This window comes from Archangium sp., assembly GCF_036277355.1.
Classification (GTDB): Bacteria; Myxococcota; Myxococcia; order Myxococcales; family Myxococcaceae; genus Archangium.
In genome coordinates, this window is the sequence record NZ_DASUNC010000017.1 from 310,377 (window position 1) to 329,152 (window position 18,776).

17 protein-coding genes are annotated in these 18,776 nt (G+C 69.8%); 11 read left to right on the forward strand and 6 right to left on the reverse strand.

Going from position 1 to position 18,776, the window contains the following annotated elements:
- Window positions 1-19: 19 nt before the first annotated feature.
- Complete coding sequence (locus VFZ09_RS04715) at window positions 20-3,049, reverse strand: error-prone DNA polymerase (RefSeq protein ID WP_329726298.1); 3,030 nt, start codon at window positions 3,047-3,049, stop codon at window positions 20-22.
- Between the two features lie 245 nt (window positions 3,050-3,294).
- Here VFZ09_RS04715 and VFZ09_RS04720 point away from each other — a divergent pair, with 245 nt between their 5' ends.
- Both VFZ09_RS04720 and VFZ09_RS04725 read left to right on the forward strand, forming a co-directional pair.
- Window positions 3,295-4,416 carry a DUF3142 domain-containing protein gene (locus VFZ09_RS04720; protein ID WP_329726263.1) on the forward strand — a complete coding sequence of 374 codons (1,122 nt, stop codon included), beginning with the start codon at window positions 3,295-3,297 and terminating at the stop codon, window positions 4,414-4,416.
- Window positions 4,403-6,418 carry a hypothetical protein gene (locus tag VFZ09_RS04725; RefSeq protein WP_329726264.1) on the forward strand — a complete coding sequence of 672 codons (2,016 nt, stop codon included), beginning with the start codon at window positions 4,403-4,405 and terminating at the stop codon, window positions 6,416-6,418. The genes VFZ09_RS04720 and VFZ09_RS04725 overlap by 14 nt, the downstream gene beginning before the upstream one ends.
- A 13-nt stretch (window positions 6,419-6,431) precedes the next feature.
- On the opposite strand, the gene VFZ09_RS04730 is transcribed toward VFZ09_RS04725, so the two are convergent.
- Genes VFZ09_RS04730 through VFZ09_RS04740 form a run of 3 tightly spaced genes read right to left on the reverse strand, consistent with a single transcriptional unit; the run spans window position 6,432 to window position 9,076 of the window.
- A complete protein-coding gene (locus tag VFZ09_RS04730; RefSeq protein WP_329726265.1) occupies window positions 6,432-7,517 on the reverse strand; it encodes a phosphotransferase family protein in 1,086 nt (361 codons plus the stop codon).
- Window positions 7,518-7,548: 31 nt separating this feature from the next.
- Window positions 7,549-8,262, reverse strand: a complete 714-nt coding sequence (locus VFZ09_RS04735; RefSeq protein ID WP_329726266.1) for a histidine phosphatase family protein — start codon at window positions 8,260-8,262, stop codon at window positions 7,549-7,551.
- 46 nt (window positions 8,263-8,308) lie between these two features.
- Window positions 8,309-9,076 carry a glucose 1-dehydrogenase gene (locus VFZ09_RS04740; protein ID WP_329726267.1) on the reverse strand — a complete coding sequence of 256 codons (768 nt, stop codon included), beginning with the start codon at window positions 9,074-9,076 and terminating at the stop codon, window positions 8,309-8,311.
- Between the two features lie 105 nt (window positions 9,077-9,181).
- Here VFZ09_RS04740 and VFZ09_RS04745 point away from each other — a divergent pair, with 105 nt between their 5' ends.
- The 4 genes from VFZ09_RS04745 to VFZ09_RS04760 all read left to right on the forward strand — a co-directional run bounded on the left by VFZ09_RS04745 (window position 9,182) and on the right by VFZ09_RS04760 (window position 12,999).
- Window positions 9,182-9,664, forward strand: a complete 483-nt coding sequence (locus VFZ09_RS04745; protein ID WP_329726268.1) for an NfeD family protein — start codon at window positions 9,182-9,184, stop codon at window positions 9,662-9,664.
- Window positions 9,665-10,732, forward strand: a complete 1,068-nt coding sequence (locus tag VFZ09_RS04750) for an SPFH domain-containing protein (RefSeq protein ID WP_329726269.1) — start codon at window positions 9,665-9,667, stop codon at window positions 10,730-10,732.
- 192 nt (window positions 10,733-10,924) lie between these two features.
- Entirely contained in the window at window positions 10,925-11,311 is a 387-nt protein-coding gene (locus tag VFZ09_RS04755; RefSeq protein ID WP_329726270.1) for a hypothetical protein, read from the forward strand.
- Between the two features lie 185 nt (window positions 11,312-11,496).
- A complete protein-coding gene (locus VFZ09_RS04760; protein ID WP_329726271.1) occupies window positions 11,497-12,999 on the forward strand; it encodes an ATP-binding cassette domain-containing protein in 1,503 nt (500 codons plus the stop codon).
- Between the two features lie 8 nt (window positions 13,000-13,007).
- Here the strand turns inward: VFZ09_RS04760 and VFZ09_RS04765 are convergent, their stop codons facing one another.
- Entirely contained in the window at window positions 13,008-13,601 is a 594-nt protein-coding gene (locus VFZ09_RS04765) for a DUF4136 domain-containing protein (RefSeq protein ID WP_329726272.1), read from the reverse strand.
- Window positions 13,602-13,713: 112 nt separating this feature from the next.
- Here VFZ09_RS04765 and VFZ09_RS04770 point away from each other — a divergent pair, with 112 nt between their 5' ends.
- Together VFZ09_RS04770 and VFZ09_RS04775 are read left to right on the forward strand one after the other, a co-directional pair.
- Window positions 13,714-13,881, forward strand: coding sequence for a hypothetical protein (locus tag VFZ09_RS04770; RefSeq protein ID WP_329726273.1), 168 nt, complete (start codon window positions 13,714-13,716; stop codon window positions 13,879-13,881).
- Window positions 13,878-14,390, forward strand: coding sequence for an ATP-binding protein (locus VFZ09_RS04775; RefSeq protein ID WP_329726274.1), 513 nt, complete (start codon window positions 13,878-13,880; stop codon window positions 14,388-14,390). The genes VFZ09_RS04770 and VFZ09_RS04775 overlap by 4 nt, the downstream gene beginning before the upstream one ends.
- A 3-nt stretch (window positions 14,391-14,393) precedes the next feature.
- Here VFZ09_RS04775 and VFZ09_RS04780 read toward each other — a convergent pair whose 3' ends face one another.
- Window positions 14,394-15,326 (reverse strand): LysR family transcriptional regulator, encoded by a 933-nt coding sequence (locus VFZ09_RS04780; protein WP_329726275.1) that lies wholly within the window; start codon window positions 15,324-15,326, stop codon window positions 14,394-14,396.
- A 78-nt stretch (window positions 15,327-15,404) separates the two neighbouring features.
- Here VFZ09_RS04780 and VFZ09_RS04785 point away from each other — a divergent pair, with 78 nt between their 5' ends.
- From VFZ09_RS04785 to VFZ09_RS04795, 3 genes are all read left to right on the forward strand, one after another.
- Entirely contained in the window at window positions 15,405-16,649 is a 1,245-nt protein-coding gene (locus VFZ09_RS04785) for an acyl-CoA dehydrogenase family protein (RefSeq protein ID WP_329726276.1), read from the forward strand.
- Window positions 16,646-17,470 (forward strand): SDR family oxidoreductase, encoded by an 825-nt coding sequence (locus VFZ09_RS04790; RefSeq protein ID WP_329726277.1) that lies wholly within the window; start codon window positions 16,646-16,648, stop codon window positions 17,468-17,470. Before VFZ09_RS04785 ends, VFZ09_RS04790 begins: the two co-directional genes overlap by 4 nt.
- A 286-nt stretch (window positions 17,471-17,756) precedes the next feature.
- The gene (locus VFZ09_RS04795; RefSeq protein WP_329726278.1) at window positions 17,757-18,776 is read left to right on the forward strand and encodes a DUF481 domain-containing protein; all 1,020 of its coding nucleotides are present in this window, start codon (window positions 17,757-17,759) and stop codon (window positions 18,774-18,776) included.

Below are 18,776 nucleotides of genomic sequence, written 5' to 3' on the forward strand. Positions count from 1 at the left end.
AGAGGGAGCACACACGGTTTCAGCCCGGAAGCCCCTGGGCGAGCGGCTCCAGGTGCTGCACCTTCACGTTCAGCACCTTCCCCGTCTTCTCCAGTACCCCCTGCCCCACCAGGAACAGTGCGCCGTGGATGTCCTTGCGGAACCGCGCGTACGCGTCCGGCGCCACCACCAGGTTCGCGATTCCCGTCTCATCCTCCAGTGACAGGAAGCAGAATCCCTTCGCCGTCGGCGGCATCTGCCGGGTGATGAGCATCCCGCCCACCGCCACCCGGGCCCCCGCTCGCACCCGCTCCAATCCCGCCGCCGTCACCGCGCCTCGCTTGCGCAGCGCCGGTCTCAACAACTCCAGCGGGTGCTTCTCCAACGACACGCCCACCGTCTCGAAGTCCTTGCTCACCCGCTCCGCCACGTTCATCTGCGGCAGTTCCACCTGCGTCCCGTCCATCGCCATCCCGAAGAACAGGTCCGTCTCCTCCAGCGGGCCCAGCGCCTGGATCTCCCACAGCGCGTCCCGCCGTGAGCCGCTGATGCTCCCCAGCGCTCCCGACAGCGCCAACCGCGCCAGCTCGTGCCTCGGCGCCCGCGTCCGCCGTGCCAGGTCCCCGACACTCGCGAAGCGCCCTCCCTGTCTCGCCGCATCCACCCGCCGACCCGCTGCCTCCTGGAGCCCTCGCACCATCCGCATCCCCAGCCGCAGCGCCCCGCCCTCCTCCAACGTGCAGTCCCACCCCGAGTGGTTCACGTCCACGCCCAGCACCTTCACCCCGTGCCGCTGCGCGTCCGCCACCAGCGTGTGCGGCGCGTAGAAGCCCATCGGCTGCGAGTTCAACAGCGCCGCCGTGAAGGCCGCCGGGTAGTGGCACTTCAGCCATGACGACGCGTACGCCAGCAGCGCGAAGCTCGCCGAGTGGCTCTCCGGGAAGCCGTAGTGCGCGAACCCACGGAACTGCCGGAACAGCGTGTCCACGTACTCGGGCGTGTACCCCCGCGACACTCCGCCCTCCACGAAGCGCTGGTGGAACGGCCCCAGCCGCTCCTCCGCTCGCTTGTGCGACAGCGCCCGCCTCAGTCCGTCCGCTTCCGCCGGCGTGAAGCCCGCCACCGCCATCGCCAGCTTCATCGCCTGCTCCTGGAAGAGCGGCACCCCCAGCGTCTTCTGCAGAATCCGCCGCACGTCCTCCGACGGGTACTCCACCGGCTCCTTCCCCTCCCGCCTCCGCAGGTACGGGTGCACCATGTCCCCGACGATCGGCCCCGGCCGGATCAGCGCGATCTCCACCACCAGATCGTAGAAACACCGCGGCTTCAGCCTCGGCAGCATGTTCATCTGCGCCCGGCTCTCGATCTGGAACACCCCGATCGAGTCCGCGTTGCACAGCATGTCGTAGACCTTCGGATCCTCCGCCGGAATCGTGGCCAGCGACAGCTCGCGCCCGTGGTGCTCCTTGATCAGCGTCAGGCACTTCGCCAGCGCCGTCAGCATCCCGAGCCCCAGCAGATCCACCTTCAGGACGCCCACCGCCTCCAGGTCGTCCTTCTCCCACTGCACCACCGTGCGGCCCTTCATCGCCGCGTTCTCCACCGGGATCATCTCCACCAGCGGCTCACGCGTAATCACGAACCCGCCCACGTGGATGGAGAGGTGTCTCGGGAAGCTCTCGATCTCCTGCGCCAGCGCGAGCGTCTGCCTCACCCGCCGGTCCTCCTCCGACAGCCCCACCTCCTTCAGCAGCTCCAGCGACATCTCGCCGTGCGCCCCCGCCACCTTCGCCAGCCTGTCCACCTGGTCCAGCGACAGCCCGAGCGCCTTGCCCACCTCGCGCAGCGCCAGCCGCCCCCGGTAGCAGATGACCTCGCACACCATCCCCGCCCGGTGCCGGCCGTGCTTCTCGTACACGTACTGCAGCACCTCCTCGCGCCGCTCGTGCTCGAAGTCCACGTCGATGTCCGGCGGCTCCTTGCGCTCCATGCTCAGGAAGCGCTCGAAGAGCAGCCCCATCCGCACCGGATCGATCGCCGTCACCCCCAGCGCGTAGCACACCGCCGAGTTCGCCGCGCTCCCTCGCCCCTGGCACAGAATCCCCTTCGAGCGCGCGAACCGCACGATGTCCCAGATCGCCAGGAAGTACCCCGCGAAGTCCAACGCCGCGATCAGCTTCAGCTCGTGCTCGATCTGCTTCACCACCTCGGGCGGCACCCCTCCCGGGTAGCGCACCTGCAACCCCTGGTACGTCAGCTCGCGCAGCCACGTCGACGTCGTGTGTCCCGGCGGCAGGTCCTCCTCCGAGAAGTGGTAGCGCAGCCCGTCCAGCGTCGCGTTGCAGCGGCTCGCCAGCTCCACCGTGCGCTCCAGCGCCTCCGGGCAGTCCGCGAACAGCCGCGCCATCTCCTCCGGCCCCTTCAGCGTCCGCTCCGCGTTGGGCAGCCGCCTCGTCCCCAACTGCCCCAGCGTCGTCTTGTACCGGATGGCCGTGAGCACGTCCTGCAACGGCTGGCGGCTCCGCTGGTGCGTGTGCACGTCGTTGTGCGCGCACAGCGGCACCCCGAGCGTCTTCGCCAGCGCCTTCGCCCTCGCCACCCGCGCCTCGTCTCCCGAGGACAGCGTGCGGCACATGCCCACGTAGAAGCGATCCCCGAAGGACTCCGCCAGCGGCGCCACCCGATCCGCCGCCACCGGGTACGGCAGCAGCGCCAGCAACCCCTCGTTGCCCTCCGCCAGCTCGCGCCACGGCAGGCCCGCCTCGCCCTTGGGGTGCAGCATCCGGCTCTTCGAGATCAGCCGGCTCAGGTTCGCGTAGCCCCTCGCGTCCTGCGCGTACACCACCACCGGCGGGCCATCCATCAGTGTCAGCTCGCTGGCGATCAGGTATTTGATCCCCGCTTCCTTCGCCGCGAGGTGGGCCTTCACCGCTCCGTACAGGCCGTCTCCGTCCGCCAGCGCCACGGCGGACAGTCCCCGCTCGGCGGCGGCCTGGATCAGTTCCTCGGGGTGCGAGGCCCCGCGCAGAAACGAGAAGTTCGACCGGCAGACCAGCTCGGCGTACACGATCGCCACCCTACTGAGCAGCCGTTCAGGCGGAAGGTCCGCCCCGGTAGGTATGTTGGGTCTACCCGCCGTGTCACGTCACCGGGGAAGTGGGATCAGCCTGAGTGACCTTCTTGGCGAGTGTGGCTCGGGGGTGAACCTGGGATGTCTGCTCCACGAGGGAGAACCCGGGAGACAGATACCCTCACCCCGGCCCTCTCCCGGAGGGCGAGGGAGTGGGGGCGCGAGAACCGGGTTAGGATTCGACGGTGTCCTCGATACGACGATGCACCGGGTGGTGGCTGGGCTTGCTGCTCTTCGCGCTCGGCCTCTCGTGCTCGCGGGGGGACTCACCGCCGCCCCGGGCCCTCACCCACGAGGCCTATGTCTGGCAGCGCGACTGGAGCCCGGAGTTGGGACAGGCCGTCGCGGAAGCACCCTCGGAACTGGGCGCGCTCCGGGTGCTGGCGCGTGAACGCTCCGGGACAGCGCGCACGCCGGTGGATATCGCGGTGGATGTGGAGGCCCTGGCCCGCGGTGGCCGCGAGGTGGTGGCGGTGATGCGCGTGGATGGCACGGCGCCTCTCGAGGGCATCTCCCTCCAGGAGGTCGCCACCCACGCTCGGGCCTGGCGGGCGAAGGGCGTCCGCGTCCGGGGCATCGAGCTGGACCATGACTGCGCCACCGCCGCTCTGCCCGCCTACGCGGACTGGCTCGCGCGCGAGCGGACGGCACTCGGAGACCTGGCGCTCTCCCTCACGGCGCTGCCCACGTGGAGCACGTCCCCGGCACTCGCCCGGCTCGTCTCCATTCCCGACGGCATCGTCCTCCAGGTGCATGCCGTGCGAGCCCCCACGCTCTTCACCCCCGAGGAGGCCCGGAGTTTCATCGAGGCCTGGTCCCGAGCCACTCGCCGTCCCTTCCACGTGGCGCTCCCCACCTACCGGGTGCGGCTGCGTGACGGGACGCCCCTGTCCGCGGAGCCTCGCGAGGTGGCCCGCTTCCTCGCCGGGCTGCGCGAGCGCCCCGTGGAGGGGCTCACGGGCATCGTCTGGTTCCGGCTCGGCCACCGGGGCGATCCGGAGGCGTGGAGCCCGTCCACCCTCTCGGCGGTGGTGCGCGGTGAGTCGCTCGACCCGCGGTTCCTCCCGCGCCTGGTGGACGCGGGGGGAGGCACGCTGGACATCGTCATCGAGAACACCGGCCGCGTGGACGCCCCCGCTCCCGCGCGCCTCACCCTTTCTGGAAATCTCGAGGTCCTCGATGGCGTGGGCGGCTATACCCCGCGAGGAACCTCACTCGTGGCGCGCACGCCTCCCCGACTGCGCGCCGGCGAGCGTCGTGTCATCGGCTTCGTCCGGGGATCCGAGGTGGCCATTGCTGCTCCGTAGTGCACTGACGTTCCTGGTCTTCCTGGTGGTGCTCACGCCCGTGCGCCGCGCGCGCGCCTGTGGCCCCGACTTCCCGCACGATGCACTGGGCAACCGGGCCCGCACGCTGGCGGAGCTGCCGGACGGCGCCTTCATGCACGAGGCCTCGCACCTGCTGCCGAAGCCAGCGGACCCCTTCGTCGTCGTCGAGACCGCCGAGGAGCCGGAGGGCGCCCGGACGGGCGGCGGTGCCCGGGAGACGGCGCTGTACCAGGCCGGCGCCAGGGCCTTCCACGCGGGGCACTGGGACGAGGCGCGTGCCCGTTTCCTGGAGGTGCTCGCACTGCCCGCCGAGGAGCGCCGCCGGTTCTCCACCTTCGCGGCCTTCATGTTGGGGCGCATGGCGGGTGCGGGCACGGAGCTGGAGGAGGCCCGGCAGCGCTTCGCCGAGGTGCGCGAGCTGGTGCGCCAGGGCTTCGACGATCCAGCGGGCCTGGCGGTGGCCAGCCTGGGCGAGGAGGCGCGGCCGCTGTGGAGAGCGGGTGACGACACGGGAGCGATCCGGCTCTACGCGGAGCAGGCGGCCCACGGGAGCACGAGCGGAGCGACCTCGCTGCTGTTCCTGACCCGGGCCATCGCCCGTGACGAGGCGCGCCTGCGCCAGGTGGTGAAGGAGCCCCTGGGGCAGCGCCTGATGGCGACCTATGCCTGGACGCGGGGAGAGGAGACGCTGTGGTTGGACAGTGGTGAGTCCCCCACGCCGCTGCCGCGTCTGTTGGAGGCGCTCGCGGCCGTGCCCGGGCTGGCCGGGGCGGACCGGCTCGCCGCGAGTGCCTGGCGCGCGGGGCGCTTCGACCTGGCCGAGCGTTTCGCGGGACAGGAACAGACTCCGCTCGCCGCCTGGGTGAAGGCGAAGCTGGCGCTGCGGCGGGGAGACAAGGCGGCGGCGGATCGGTTCCTCGCGGAGGCCTCGGAGGGCTTCCCGGATCAGGAGAACTGGGCGCCCCACGAGTGGATGCAGCCGCTGCGTCCGCGGGCACACGTGGGAGGAGAACGGACCATCCTCGCGCTCCTGCGCGGCGATTTCCCGCAGGCGGCGGAGCACGCGTTGAAGACGTGTGTCTGGCAGGACATCGCCTACGTGGCGGAGCGCGTGCTGACGGTGGAGGAGTTGCAGCGGTTCATCGCGGCCCATGCCTCCAGCCCGGAGCTCCGGTGCAAGCCCGAGCCCGGCTTGTGGCTGGAGGAGAACGAGCGCCAGGACGTGGGTGCACAGCTCCGTCTGTTGCTCGCGCGGCGCCTGCTGCGCGATGGGCGTGGGCAGGAGTCCCTGGAGTACTTCCGGGGCACGAAGTGGGAGGAGCCCGCGCGCAAGTACGTGGAGGCGCTCGAGCAGGCCCGGTCCGCCTGGCGTGACCTGGATGAGGCCCAGGCGCTCTACTCGGCGGCGCGGCTCGCCCGCTCCACCGGAATGGAGCTGATGGGCACCGAGGTGGCCCCCGACTGGACCTGGGTCGCTGGATGGTTCGAGGTGGACGTGTGGAAGGCCGAGCTCCAGCGGGTCCCCGAGGGCTCCCCCGCACGGCCCGCCCTGGGAGATCTGCCGCTCAACTCGGAGGCGGAGCTCGCACGGCTGACCGCCAACGCGCCCCCGCACCCCCGGCGCTTCCACTACCGCTCCACGGCGGCGGAGCTCGCCGAGAAGGCCGCGGCGCTGGTGCCTCCCCGCAGTCAGGCGTACGCCGCGCTCCTGTGCCATGCCGCGCGGTTCGTCTCGAGCACCGAGCCGGAGCGCGTCCAGCGTCTCTGGAGCACCTACGTGAAGAACGGAGCGTTGATCTCCGATGCGATGACGTTCGGCCAGAGCTGCCCGGAGCCGGACTTCGAGCGGCTGCGCAACCAGAAGCTCGCCATGCCCTGGCGGACCTGGCGGCTCCGGACCGTGGCCACGGTGGGCACGGGCTTCCTGCTGCTGCCCATGCTGGGCGCCGTGGTCTTCCTGCGCCGCAAACGCCGCCCGTGAGGCACGCTTCCCCTCAGGGGCGGAGGTTTCCCGTCTCGAGGGCGCGGGCCGCCGTCCGGGAGAGCACCCGGACGCCGGTGATCATCGCCGCGAAGCGCTCGTCCTTCGTCAGGCCGTGCTTGAACCGCGAGTAGATCTGCTGCGCGATCACCGACACCTTGAAGAGTGACAGCACGTAGTGGAACGCGATTCCCCGCGTGTCCCGTCCGCTCTTCTCGGCGTAGCGCGCCACCAGCTCCTCGCGCGTCAGGTTGCCCGGGAGCATCGTCGGTCCGAACGGGAGCGCCCGCCGCTCCTCGGGATCCGACGCCTCGGCCCAGTACGCCAGCGCCATGCCCAGGTCCGACAACGGATCGCCGATCGTCGCCATCTCCCAGTCCAGCACCGCGCGGATGCTCGGGAGCCGCTCCGGATCCAACACCAGGTTGTCGTACTTGTAGTCGTTGTGGATCAGCGCCGGCGCCAGCTCCGCCGGGAGGTTCCCCGCCAGCCACTTCGCCACCTGCTCCATCTCGGGGATGTCGTCCGTCCTCGCCTTGCCGTAGCGCTCCGTCCACCCCGCCACCTGCCGGCCCAGGTACCCCTCCGGCTTCCCGAGCTCCCCCAGCCCCGCCGCGCGCCAGTCCACCGCGTGCAGCTCGACCAGGTTGTCCACGAAGTTCTCCGAGAGCTTCCGCATCAGCTCCGGCGTCAGCTCCAGTCCCTTCGGAGCCCTCGCGCGGATGATGACCCCGCTCACCCGCTCCATCACGTAGAAGGGCGCCCCCATCGGGGACTCGTTCTCTCCGCAGAACACCAGCGGCCGGGGCACCTTCGGGTACACCGGCAGCAGCCCGCTGAGGATCCGGTACTCGCGGCCCATGTCGTGCCCGGCCTTGATCGCCTTGGCTCCGAACGGCGGCCGGCGCAGCACCAGCTCCTTCCCGCCCATCCGCAGCAGGTACGTGAGGTTCGAGTGCCCTCCCGGGAACTGCTCCACCACCAGTGGCCCCGTCAGGCCCGGCACCTTCTCCGCCAGGTACTTCTCCAGCCACGCGGCGTCCAGCTCCTCTCCGGGGCGCACCGCGCGCGTCCGATCCAACCACTCCGGCGTGCTCATGACTCCCTCCCCTTCTTCGCTCGTCCTCGTCTCAGCGCATCGTCTGGAGCTCGGGCTCCAACAGGTGTGGCGTCGCGTTGAAGCTCCGCAACGAGATTCGATCCCCCGAGAAGAGGAAGTCCGTACAGGCCGTGTTCCACACCTGGAGGCTCAGCGCGAAGACCTTCTCCGCGCTCGCCTCCAGCGTCAGCCCCGTGGCCACCGCCATCGTCCCCGCCGACGTGAACGCCACCACCTCCGCCTTCCTCCCCGGCTGCCGCATCATCTTCCGCAGCCCCGCTTCCACCCTCGACACGAACGCGCTCCAGGGCTCCACCGCCGGATCCTCCAGCTCGCCCCGCGCCCACGCCCGGCCCAGGGGATCCAACAGGCGGAACAGCCGCCGCGCTCCGTCCGGCCCCTCCAGCGCGCCCGACTCCCTCATCTCGCGCACCTGCTCGTTCCGCTCCGCCAGCTTCGGCAGCAGCACCCGGAACAACGGCTCCGCCGAGTACTCGTCCAGCTCCGGCAACACCACCGGCTCGGGGAACCTCAACCCCCGGGCCAGGTAGGCCGCCCTCACCGCCTCGCACGTCTGCTGGTGGCGCCGGGCCGGCCCCACGTACACCGCCTCGAACGCGTGCTCCGCCGCCGCCCACACCTCGCCCAGCCGCGCCGCTTGGCGCATTCCCAGCTCGGACAGCCGGTCCCGATCGTACCACTCGCCGGACGTCTGCCCGTGCCGCACCAGGATCAACACTCCCATCCGCTACCTCCGCTCTCGAGGGTGTGCTCCAGGGTTCGAAGGTGGCTCACATCGCCGTGGTGCCACCGTCCACGACGAGCTCCGAGCCGGTCATCAGCTTGGACTCGTCCGAGGCCAGGTACAGCACCGCGTAGGCGATGTCGTCCGGCTCGCCGATGCGGCCGAGCGGAATCATGCGCGCGAGCCGCGCCTTGCCCGCCGCCATGTCGCCGCCCAGGCTGGCGAGGTCATCCACCATGGGCGTCTCGATGAACGTGGGGTGCACGGAGTTGCAGCGGATGCCGTAGCCCTTGCGCGCGCAGTGCAGCGCCACGGACTTCGTCAGCAGGCGCACGCCGGCCTTGCTCGAGCAGTACGCGGGCATGGTGTCCACCCCCACCAGCCCCGCCACCGAGCTGATGTTGATGATGGAGCCCTTCGCGCCGCTCTGGCGCATGCCGCGGATGGCGTGCTTGCAGCCCAGGAACACCCCGTCCAGGTTCACCGCGTGCACGAGCCGCCACTCTGCCAGTGAAAGCGACTCGATGTCCTTCGAGACGCCGATGCCCGCGTTGTTCACCACCACGTCCAGCCGGCCGAAGGTGGCCACCACCTCGTCCACCACCCGCTGCCAGTCCTGCTCGCGCGTGACGTCCAGCGCCCAGGCCTTGGCGGACGTGCCCAGCGCCCCGGCCACCTCGCGCACACCGGCCTCGTTGCGATCCGTGAGCGCCACCCGGGCGCCCTCGCGCAGCAGCATGGCCGCCGCGGCCTTGCCCAGGCCCGACGCCGCTCCCGTCACCAGTGCCACCTTGCCCTCGACTCTTCCGGCCATCACACCTCCAGGGGTACGACCAGGTATTCGACGGCGGCGCAGCCTACACGGTCCTGGCGCACCGCGTCTCGAAGGTGGCAAGCTCCCGGCCGCATAGGAGCGTTCATGGACATCCATGGCTGGCAGTTGTGGATTCTCGCGGCGATCATCGGGGGAGCGCTGGAGATGGCCCTCCCCGGCTTCGTGGTGCTCTGGTTCGCGGTGGGCGCGCTGGCCGCCAGCCTCATCGCGGCGCTGGGGCTGGGCATCAACGCCCAGCTCACGGTCTTCATGGGTGTGTCGCTGGCGCTCTTCGCCGGCTCGCGCACCCTCTTCAAGAATGCCTTCATGCGCAACGCCTCCAAGATGAAGACGGGCGTGGAGGCGATGGTGGGCCAGGAGGCCGTGGTGACCGAGGCCCTCGGCGAGGGGCTCAACGGCGGCACCGTGCGCATCAACGGTGAGCTCTGGTCCGCCCGCTCGCTGGGAGGCGGCGTGGCCCCGGGTGAGCTCGTCATCGTCGAGCAGGTGGAAGGTTTGAAATTGTGGGTGCGGCGTCCCTCCGCGTCCCTGGAAGTGTCTCCGAAACAGAAGAAGGAAGGTCGTTAGATGGGTACTGGCCTCTTTGTGATTGGTGCGGTGGCGGTGGTGTTCGCGATGATGAAGGGTCTGCGCATCGTTCCCCAGGCCAAGGTCATGGTGGTGGAGCGCCTGGGCAAGTTCCACCACGTGGCCGGCAGCGGGCCGAACATCCTCATCCCGTTCTTCGACTCGCCGCGCGTGATGGAGATGCGCGTGGGGCACAGCTACCACCGCAGCCACCTGGTGGATCTGCGCGAGCAGGTCATGGGCTTCGAGACCGTGCAGGCCATCACCCATGACAACGTCACCATGGAGGTGGGCTCGGTCATCTACTACCAGATCGTGGACGCCGCGAAGGCGCTCTACGCGGTGGAGAACCTGGCGCTGGCCATCGAGCAGCTGACGATGACGAACCTGCGCAACATCATGGGCGGGCTGACGCTGGACCAGACGCTCACCAGCCGCGAGACGGTGAACACCAAGCTGCGCATCGTGCTGGACGAGGCCACGGAGAAGTGGGGCGTGAAGGTGACGCGGGTGGAGTTGCGTGAGATCGAGCCGCCCGCCGCCATCAAGGACGCGATGGCCAAGCAGATGACGGCCGAGCGCGAGCGCCGCGCCGAGGTGACCAAGGCCGAGGGTGACAAGTCCGCGGCCATCCTCCAGGCCGAGGGCGAGAAGATCTCCCGGATCCTCCGCGCGGAGGCCGAGCGTGACGCGGAGGTGGCGCGCGCCGAGGGCCGCAAGCGTGCCACGCTGCTGGACGCGGAGGCGAAGGCCGATGCCACGCGGCTGGTGTTCGATGCGATCAACTCCGGTGGCGGCGCGACGCCCGAGGTGCTGGCGCTGCGCTACATGGAGACGCTGCAGGAGCTGGGCAAGGGCGACAACAAGATGTTCGTGCCCTACGAGGCCACGGCGGCGCTGGGCAGCATCGCGACGCTCAAGGAGGTGTTCGCGAAGGAGGCCACCCCGAAGGCACAGCCCGCGCCGAGCGCCGCGGCCCTGAGCGCGCAGTCGCTCTCGCGCACGCTGCAGACGCAGCCGCCGGCCGTGCCGGTGCGCAACCGCCCCGCGCTCCCCTCCGAGGAGTAGCCACGGAGCAATCCGAGCGGAACAATCCGCGCGAAACACAGCGCGGATCCATCCCCGCGGCCCCCTCCCCTCACCGCGTCAACATCCCCTCGCCCTCCGGGAGAGGGTCGGGGTGAGGGTATCTCGGTTCTGGAGTTGGAACCTTTCGCGAGCCCCATTGTCCGAGGGGGTGCTCATTCACAAGGAGAGCCCATGTCGATTTCGGATGCGTTCATCGCGGGTGGTTTCGGGATGTACCCCACGCTCATCGCGGGGGTGGCGCTGTTCGTGACCAGCGTGCAGTACGCCAGACGTCCCGAGTCCCGCTATGTCCCGCTGCTGATCAGCCTGGGGCTGTTCACGCTCTTCGCGGGAGGCCTGGGCTTCGTCTCCGGCGTCATCACCATGCTGCGCTTCTACGCGGAGATGCAGGGCGAGCCGAAGCCGGTCATCCTGTATTACGGGTTCCAGGAGTCGCTGCACAACATCGCCCTGGCGCTCCTGCTGACGACGGCGTCGGCGCTGGCCGCGTCCGTGGGCGCCTGGCGGCTCGCCCGGCAGGCTCGGGCCGCCGTGACCGCGACCGTGCCCGTCCGCTGAGGACGAGCCCGTCAGGGATTGCGTGGGGGCCCGTCGGTGGTTGATAGTCCCGAACCCCGAGGTCCGGGTCCCCGCGAATACGAGGCTTCGTACTCCATTGAAGATCCACTCCTGAATCGCCGGCGCTGTCTCCCAGCCAACCCCCGGGCCCCTCGTGCGTGCCCGGAACGATTCCGGAGTTCCTCGTGTCACTCGTTCGCGCCCACCGCGTCTCCTTCGCGTTCTCCGACGCCGTTTCCCTCTTCTCCGATGCCGAGTTCCACCTCCCCGCGGGCTGGACGGGCCTCGTCGGCTCCAACGGCGCCGGCAAGTCCACCCTGCTGCGGCTGCTCTCCGGGGAGCTGAAGCCCTCGGACGGGCACCTCCACTTCGAGCCCACCTCGGCGCTCGTGCACCTCTGTCCGCAGCGGGTCGAGGAGCTCACCCCCGACATCACCGCGCTCGCCGAGGCGTATGACTCCCGCTCCCGGCGGCTGCTCGGTCAGCTCGGGTTGGATGTGACGGCCCTGGAGCGATGGCCCACGCTCTCGCCCGGGGAGCGCAAGCGCTGGCAGATCGGCGCGGCGCTGGCGCGCGAGCCGGACGTGCTGCTGCTCGACGAGCCCACCAACCACCTCGACGCCGAGGCCCGTGAGTGGCTCATCTCCGCGCTGCGCCGCTTCCGGGGAGTGGGCGTGCTCGTCTCCCACGATCGCGAGCTGCTCGAGTCCCTCACCACGTCCACACTGCGTGTACACGGGGGCACGGTGCGCCTGTGGCCCGGGGCCTACACGGCCGCGCGCGAGGCCTGGGAGGCCGAGCTGGAGGGCCGCCGCCATGCCCGGCAGCAGGCCCAGGAGGAGCACCGGCGTCTCCAGCAGCGGCTCGACAAGACGCGCCGGGAGCAGGAGGCCACCTCCGCCGCGCGCAACGCGGGCGCCCGCATGAAGGACAAGTACGACAGCGACGCGCGCACCCTGGGGGCCAAGAACCTCGTGAACTGGGCGGATGCACGGCTCGGCCGCAGCGTGACCCTCGTCCGCCGCGAGGCCGAGCGCGCCGCCAGCGCCGTCGAGTCCATCGAGGTGGAGAAGACGCTCGGCCGCTCCATCTTCGTCGACTACGTCCGCCCGCCCCACGCGCTGCTGTTCAGCCTCGACGTGCCCCGGCTGTGCGCGGGCGAGGTGGAGCTGTTCGGCCCGCTGCGGCTGGACGTGCCGAGGGACGCCCGCATCCGCATCGAGGGCCCCAACGGCGCGGGAAAGAGCACCCTGCTGAAGGCCCTGCTCGAACAGGCGCGCGTGCCGCTGGAGCGCGTGCTGTACGTGCCGCAGGACCTGAGCGCGGACGAGGCCGAGGAGACGCTCGAGTCCGTGCGCGAGCTGCCTCCCACGGAGAAGGGCCGCGTGCTGTCCCTGGTGGCGGCGCTCGGGGTGGATCCGGATCGTCTGCTCGCCTCGGAGCAGCCGTCCCCGGGTGAGGCACGCAAGCTGCTCATCGCGCGAGGGCTCGGAGAGCACGCCTGGGCGCTGGTGCTCGACGAGCCCACCAACCACCTGGACCTGCCGTCCATCGAGCACCTGGAGGAGGCCCTGAAGGAGTACCCCGGGGCCCTGCTGTTGGTGACGCACGACGCGCACTTCGCGCGGCGCTGTACCACCACGCGCTGGCGGGTGCAGGCGGGCGGCGTGGACGTCACCTCGGACTGACGGCGCCCCTACTTCTTCTGGGGCTCGGGCGGGAATTTCTCCAGCAGCTCATCGGCGGCCTTGTTGATGAGCTTCTGGCTCTTCTTCGCGTCCATGTGCTCGGACAGCTCGGCTTGCGCCGTACCGCGCCAGACGAGCTTGTTCGAGGCGCCATCCACGACGTCGAGGATGAGCGTGCCCTCGCGGTACTCGCGGACGACGGGCTGGGACAACCCCGCACCGCCGTACGCGACCGGACCGAAGAAGGGGTCGTACCAGGGGTCCCAGGCGTAGCCGTAGAAGTTGTTGATGACGTCCACGTCCACCTTCTCATCGACGGCGCCGTGCCAGCCCACCTTGAAGTCCGCCTTCTGTCCCTCCTCCACCTTCTGGTAGCCGCGGGCCTGAAGCTCCCGGTCCACCGCCAGCTGGACGCGGGCCTGGATGATGGGGTTGTAGATGCGAGGATCCGCGCCCGCCTTCATCGGCAACCAGGCGTAGGTGCGGTACGAGTCCAACGCCTGCACGGAGTTGGGATCGTAGTTCGTGCTCGTACTGATGCTCGTGCAGGAGGCGAGGCCCAACACCAGCAGCGCACCGGCCAGACGTAACGGCAAGGACATGGAAGTCTCCTCGGCCCCGAGGGGCGGTTCACTCCCAGACAGTAGGCATCGGAAGCCTTCCACCACCGGAACAGGGGAACCTGCCTGCCCCTCCCTCCGGTTGGAGCCAGGAATGCAGATCGGTTTCGATGACCGGGTGAGCGGCGAGCAGCCGAGCTTGCGCCTCATCGAGAACGGGTCAGTATGCGTGGTGAGCCAACGTCTGGAAGACAGACTCGGCAACGTTGCGGAGTCCATCCACGCTGGGGCCACGGCCCCGACAGGAAAGCTGACGGCATGAGCAACTCGCGTCCGGTGCTGCACTTCATCGCGGGGAAGGTAGGCGCGGGAAAGACCACGTTGGCGCGCAAGCTGGCGCTCGAGGTCCCCGCGGTGCTCATCTGCGAGGATCAGTGGATCGCCTCGCTGGGCGGCGAGGTGAAGGAGCTGCGGGACTACGTGCGCGCCGCCGCACGCTGCCGCAACCTGATGGTGCCGCACCTGCGCGACGTGTTGCGCGTGGGGGCCTCGGTGGTGCTCGACTTCGCGGGGAACACGCCGCGAGACCGCGCCTGGGTGCGCGGCATCTTCGAGGCCGCCGGGGCGGACCACGTGCTGCATGTCCTCGACGTGCCGGAGACGCTGTGCCTCGAGCGGCTGCGCCAGCGCAACGCCGAGCGCCCCGAAGGCCTGTTCTGGGGCGAGGTGAGCGAGGAGCTCTTCCACCAGGTCACGAAGTACTACGTGCCCCCCACCGATGCCGAGGGCTTCCGCGTCGTGCGTCATGACGTCACGACAGGCGTGGAGTGATTCCTACGGCCGCTTCCCGGAAACGCGCGGGCGCTCCGACAGAGCCAGGAGCTCCGCGCGCAGCCATTGGTTGCGAGGCTCGTCGTCCACCTGCCGGTGCCAGTAGAGGTGAAGCTCCACGGGTGGGAGCGCCACCGGCATCGGCAGGAGGTGATTGCCGAGCGGAGCATTGAGCGCCGCCGCGTGGCGCCGTGGCATCGTGAGCAGCAGGTCCGAGTCCGCGACGATGCGGCAGGCCGCCTCTGGGTGCTGGCAACGCACGGCGATCTCTCGCTGGTAGCCCAGGCGGCTGAGCACCAGGTCCTCCAGCGCCAGGCCCGTGCGGCGCGAGGACACGGTGACGTGCCGCGCGGCCAGGTAGGCCGCCACATCCAGCCTCCGCTTCCGCGCGCTGACCACACAGAAGGTGTCGCGCAGCAGCACCGTGTGGCGCAAGTCAGCCCCGGTCGGCTGCGCCACGTCCACCGCCAGGTCCAGTCTCCCCGACGCCAGATCCCTCTCGAGGCTGGCCCGCTCCAGCCGCACGCTCGCGACCCGGACCTGGGGGGCACTCTCTCGCAGGCGTTTGACGAACCGTGGGAGCAATGACGGTTCCAGCTCGTCGTTCATCGCGAGCGTGACGTGGCCCGCGTCGCGCCGGGGCTCGAAGTGACGGGTGCGCGCCACCGCCTGCTGGAACAGTGAGAGCGCCTCCTGGATCCCCGGGGCCAGACGCTCGGCGAGCGGCGTGGGCGCCACCCCGCGCCCCTGGCGCACGAAGAGCGGGTCATCCAACCGCTCCCGCAGGCGTGCCAGGGCGTGGCTCACCGCCGACTGGCTCAGGAACAGGACCTCCGCGGCCCGCGTGAAGTTCCGCTCCCGGTAGACGACATCGAACACCCGGAAGAGGTTGAGGTCGAGCTGGGACAGCTTCCCTGTTTCATGCGCCCCATTCATGGCGACACATGACCAACATTCACTGGATTCATCAAGGGGCCTCGCCACAGGATGCGGCGACGATACAAGGGGCCTCTCATGAACTTCGAGCCGAGTGACCGTTCCAAGGACTACCGCGAGCGCGTGCGGCGCTTCATCCAGAAGCACATCCAGCCCGTGGAGGCGCAGTACTGGGCGCAGATCCGCTCGGCCAGCCACGGCGGCGACTGGCGCAAGTGGAAGATCCCCCCCGTCATGGAGGAGCTCAAGGCCCGCGCCAGGGCCGAGGGCCTGTGGAACCTCTTCCTGCCCGACGCGACGCTCGGGGCTGGCCTCAGCACCCTGGAATACGCCCCCGTCGCCGAGGAGATGGGCCGCAGCTTCATGGCCCCCGAGGTCTTCAACTGCAATGCCCCGGACACCGGCAACATGGAGGTGCTCTGGCGCTACGGCTCCGATGAGCAGAAGGCCCGCTGGCTCACGCCGCTGCTCGCCGGGGAGATCCGCTCCGTCTTCTGCATGACCGAGCCCGACGTGGCCTCCTCGGACGCCACCAACATGCAGGCCACCGCCACCGTCGAGGGGGACGAGGTGGTGCTCAACGGCAAGAAGTGGTGGTCGAGCGGCATTGGCGACCCTCGCGCGAAGATCATCATCTTCATGGCCCGCACCGCCAACGAGGGCGGCGACCGCCATCACCAGCACTCCATGGTGCTCGTGCCGCTGGACACGAAGGGCGTGGAGATCCAGCGCATGCTCTCCGTGTATGGTGACTACGACGAGCCCCACGGCCACGGCGAGGTGCACTTCCGTGACGTCCGGGTGCCGGTCTCCCACATCATCGCGGGCCCGGGACGCGGCTTCGAGATCGCCCAGGGACGTCTCGGCCCCGGCCGCATCCACCACTGCATGCGCTGCATCGGCGCCGCGGAGCAGTCGCTCGATCTGATGATCGACCGCGGCATGAGCCGCACCGCCTTCGGCAAGCCGCTGCTCAACCTCGGCGGCAACCGCGAGCGCGTGGCCGAGGCCCGCATCGCCATCGACCAGGCCCGTCTGCTCACGCTCTATGCCGCCTGGAAGCTGGACGAACTGGGCGCCCTGGGCGCGATGAACGAGATCTCCGCCATCAAGGTCGTGGCCCCCAACGTGCTGCAGAAGGTGGTGGATGACGCCATCCAGATCCACGGTGGCGCCGGCGTGTGTGGCGACACCCAGCTCCCGAACTTCTTCGCCCAGGCGCGCACCCTGCGCCTCGCGGACGGACCGGATGAGGTCCACAAGGGCGTCATCGCCCGCATCGAGCTCGCCCGGCGCGGATTCTCCAGGAGCCGCGAGTCATGAGCGACCAGCGCATCTTCATCACCGGTGGTGCCAGCGGACTTGGGCAGGCCATCGCCCTGCGCTACGCCCGCGCGGGTTGGCGCGTCTGCATCGCCGATGTCAACGACACCCGCGGGGCCGAGACCCTCGGGACCCTCTCTTCCCTCACGAAGCATGCGCACTCTCTGCGCTGTGACGTGAGGCGCGAAGAGGACCTGCGCGCCGCCTCCGAGTGGCTCGCCTCGAACTGGGGCGGCGTCGACGTGGTGGTCAACAACGCCGGTGTCGCCCAGGCCGGTGCCATCGACGAGGTCTCGCTCGACGACTGGCAGTGGATCATCGACATCAACCTCCTGGGCGTCGTGCGCGGCTGCAAGATCTTCACGCCGCTCTTCAAGCGCCAGGGCCACGGCCACTTCATCAACGTGGCCTCCATGGCCGGGCTGCTCGATGCGCCCATGATGAGCAGCTACAACGCGACCAAGGCCGCCGTCGTCTCGCTCTCGGAGACCCTGCACAACGAGCTCGCGGACCACCACATCGGCGTCAGCGTCGTCTGCCCGTCCTTCTTCAAGACCAACCTCGCCGAGTCCCTGCGCACCTCCAACGCCGGGCTGCGGACGGTCATGGGCAAGCTGCTCGAGCGCTCGCCCATCACCGCGGACGACATCGCCGATCAGATCTTCCGGGCCGTCGGGCGGCGGGACTTCTACATCCTCCCCCACTCCGAGGGCCGCCAGGCCTGGTGGATGAAGCGGCTCCTCCCGCGCAGCCTCTACGCCTCGGTGATCCGCAAGCGCACCCGCCGGATGCGCGGAGATGGAGGGGCGCAGCAGGCATGACTCCCGCTCTCGATCGCCCAGCAGATCTACTACCGCTACCACCACAAGCAGACGCGCAACCCGGCGTTCAAGAACTTCTGGATCCTCGTCAACTACTTCGACTGGCGTTGCCGGGGCATCCTCCGGAAGGCGTCTCGAAGCTCCCGCTGGCCCATCGGGGGGCTCAAATGATGAAAACAGGACTTTGCGCTCCGAGTGCTCCTGGTAGTAGACGCTGCGTCCTACCGGTGGCCAGGAGCGCTCGTCCTTCCAGCCGCTGACGTCACCCACATTCCGCGAGTCCGCCGTGCTTCCTGCCCACGCACTTCTTTCCGCCTTCCTGACGTTCCAGACTCCCGCACCCGCGCAGCCCGCTACCCCGGCGCAGGCCCCCACCTCCGAGGAAGCCGCCACCGCCGCCGAGCGCGCCGCGTCCTCCGCCGAGCGCGCCGCCGCCGCCGCCGAGCGCGCCGCCGAGGCCAATGCCCGCATGGCCGAGGCCATCGAGAGCCTCGCCCGCGGCATCGCCCGCACGGCGCCTGGCGCCGAGCAGCCCCCGGCCGAGCAGAAGCCCGAGACGGCCGCCGAGAAGAAGGAGGAAGCCCGCAAGGACGTCTGGGACGTCACCGTGGGCCTTGGCCTCATCTTCATCACCGGCAACGCCTCCACCGTCACGTTCAACGGCCTGGTCGCGGCGGAGCGCAAGTCGGAGCACTGGATCTACTCCGTCAAGGCCTCGGGCGTTTACGGCGAGAGCCGTCCGCCCGGGCTCCAGGGCGAGGTGGTGACGGTGGCGCAGGTGACGGCGCTCAACGCGGCCCTGCAGCTGCGCGGAGACCGCCGCTTCACCGAGCGGATCAGCGGCTACCTGCTGGGCGCCGCGGACACGGACCACGTGCGCAGCGTGGAGTTCCGCGGCTCGGGCGAGGCCGGCGTCGGCATCATCTGGTTGGACGAGAAGCGCAAGGACGGTGGTGAGGCCTTCCTGCGCACCGACCTCGCCTTCCGCTACGCCCGCGAGATGCGCTTCCAGTACTACCCCACTCCCACGAATCTGCCGGACGTGTCGATCGGGGGTCCTCGTCTCGGCGTGGCCTTCAAGTACGGCCTCTCCAAGGACGTGGCGTTCCTGGAAGAGTTCAGCGTGCTGCCCAGCCTCGTCGATGACTCGCGCCTGCTCATCAACAGCCAGACGCAGCTCACCGTGCGGCTGACGAAGGCGCTGTCGATCGCCACCACCTTCCTCCTCCAGTACGACAGCGTCCCGGCCGCGGGGAAGCTGCCCACCGACACCTCGCTGTCGGTGAGCGCCGCCATCACCTTCTAG

What these genes read in the sequence shown, in the direction of transcription:
- VFZ09_RS04730 (WP_329726265.1), bottom strand. Translation starts at nt 7,517, where the DNA reads ATGAGCACGCCGGAGTGGTTGGATCGGACGCGCGCGGTGCGCCCCGGA.
- VFZ09_RS04735 (WP_329726266.1), bottom strand. Translation starts at nt 8,262, where the DNA reads ATGGGAGTGTTGATCCTGGTGCGGCACGGGCAGACGTCCGGCGAGTGG.
- VFZ09_RS04740 (WP_329726267.1), bottom strand. Translation starts at nt 9,076, where the DNA reads ATGGCCGGAAGAGTCGAGGGCAAGGTGGCACTGGTGACGGGAGCGGCG.
- VFZ09_RS04745 (WP_329726268.1), top strand. Translation starts at nt 9,182, where the DNA reads ATGGACATCCATGGCTGGCAGTTGTGGATTCTCGCGGCGATCATCGGG.
- VFZ09_RS04750 (WP_329726269.1), top strand. Translation starts at nt 9,665, where the DNA reads ATGGGTACTGGCCTCTTTGTGATTGGTGCGGTGGCGGTGGTGTTCGCG.
- VFZ09_RS04755 (WP_329726270.1), top strand. Translation starts at nt 10,925, where the DNA reads ATGTCGATTTCGGATGCGTTCATCGCGGGTGGTTTCGGGATGTACCCC.
- VFZ09_RS04765 (WP_329726272.1), bottom strand. Translation starts at nt 13,601, where the DNA reads ATGTCCTTGCCGTTACGTCTGGCCGGTGCGCTGCTGGTGTTGGGCCTC.
- VFZ09_RS04770 (WP_329726273.1), top strand. Translation starts at nt 13,714, where the DNA reads ATGCAGATCGGTTTCGATGACCGGGTGAGCGGCGAGCAGCCGAGCTTG.
- VFZ09_RS04775 (WP_329726274.1), top strand. Translation starts at nt 13,878, where the DNA reads ATGAGCAACTCGCGTCCGGTGCTGCACTTCATCGCGGGGAAGGTAGGC.
- VFZ09_RS04780 (WP_329726275.1), bottom strand. Translation starts at nt 15,326, where the DNA reads ATGAATGGGGCGCATGAAACAGGGAAGCTGTCCCAGCTCGACCTCAAC.
- VFZ09_RS04785 (WP_329726276.1), top strand. Translation starts at nt 15,405, where the DNA reads ATGAACTTCGAGCCGAGTGACCGTTCCAAGGACTACCGCGAGCGCGTG.
- VFZ09_RS04790 (WP_329726277.1), top strand. Translation starts at nt 16,646, where the DNA reads ATGAGCGACCAGCGCATCTTCATCACCGGTGGTGCCAGCGGACTTGGG.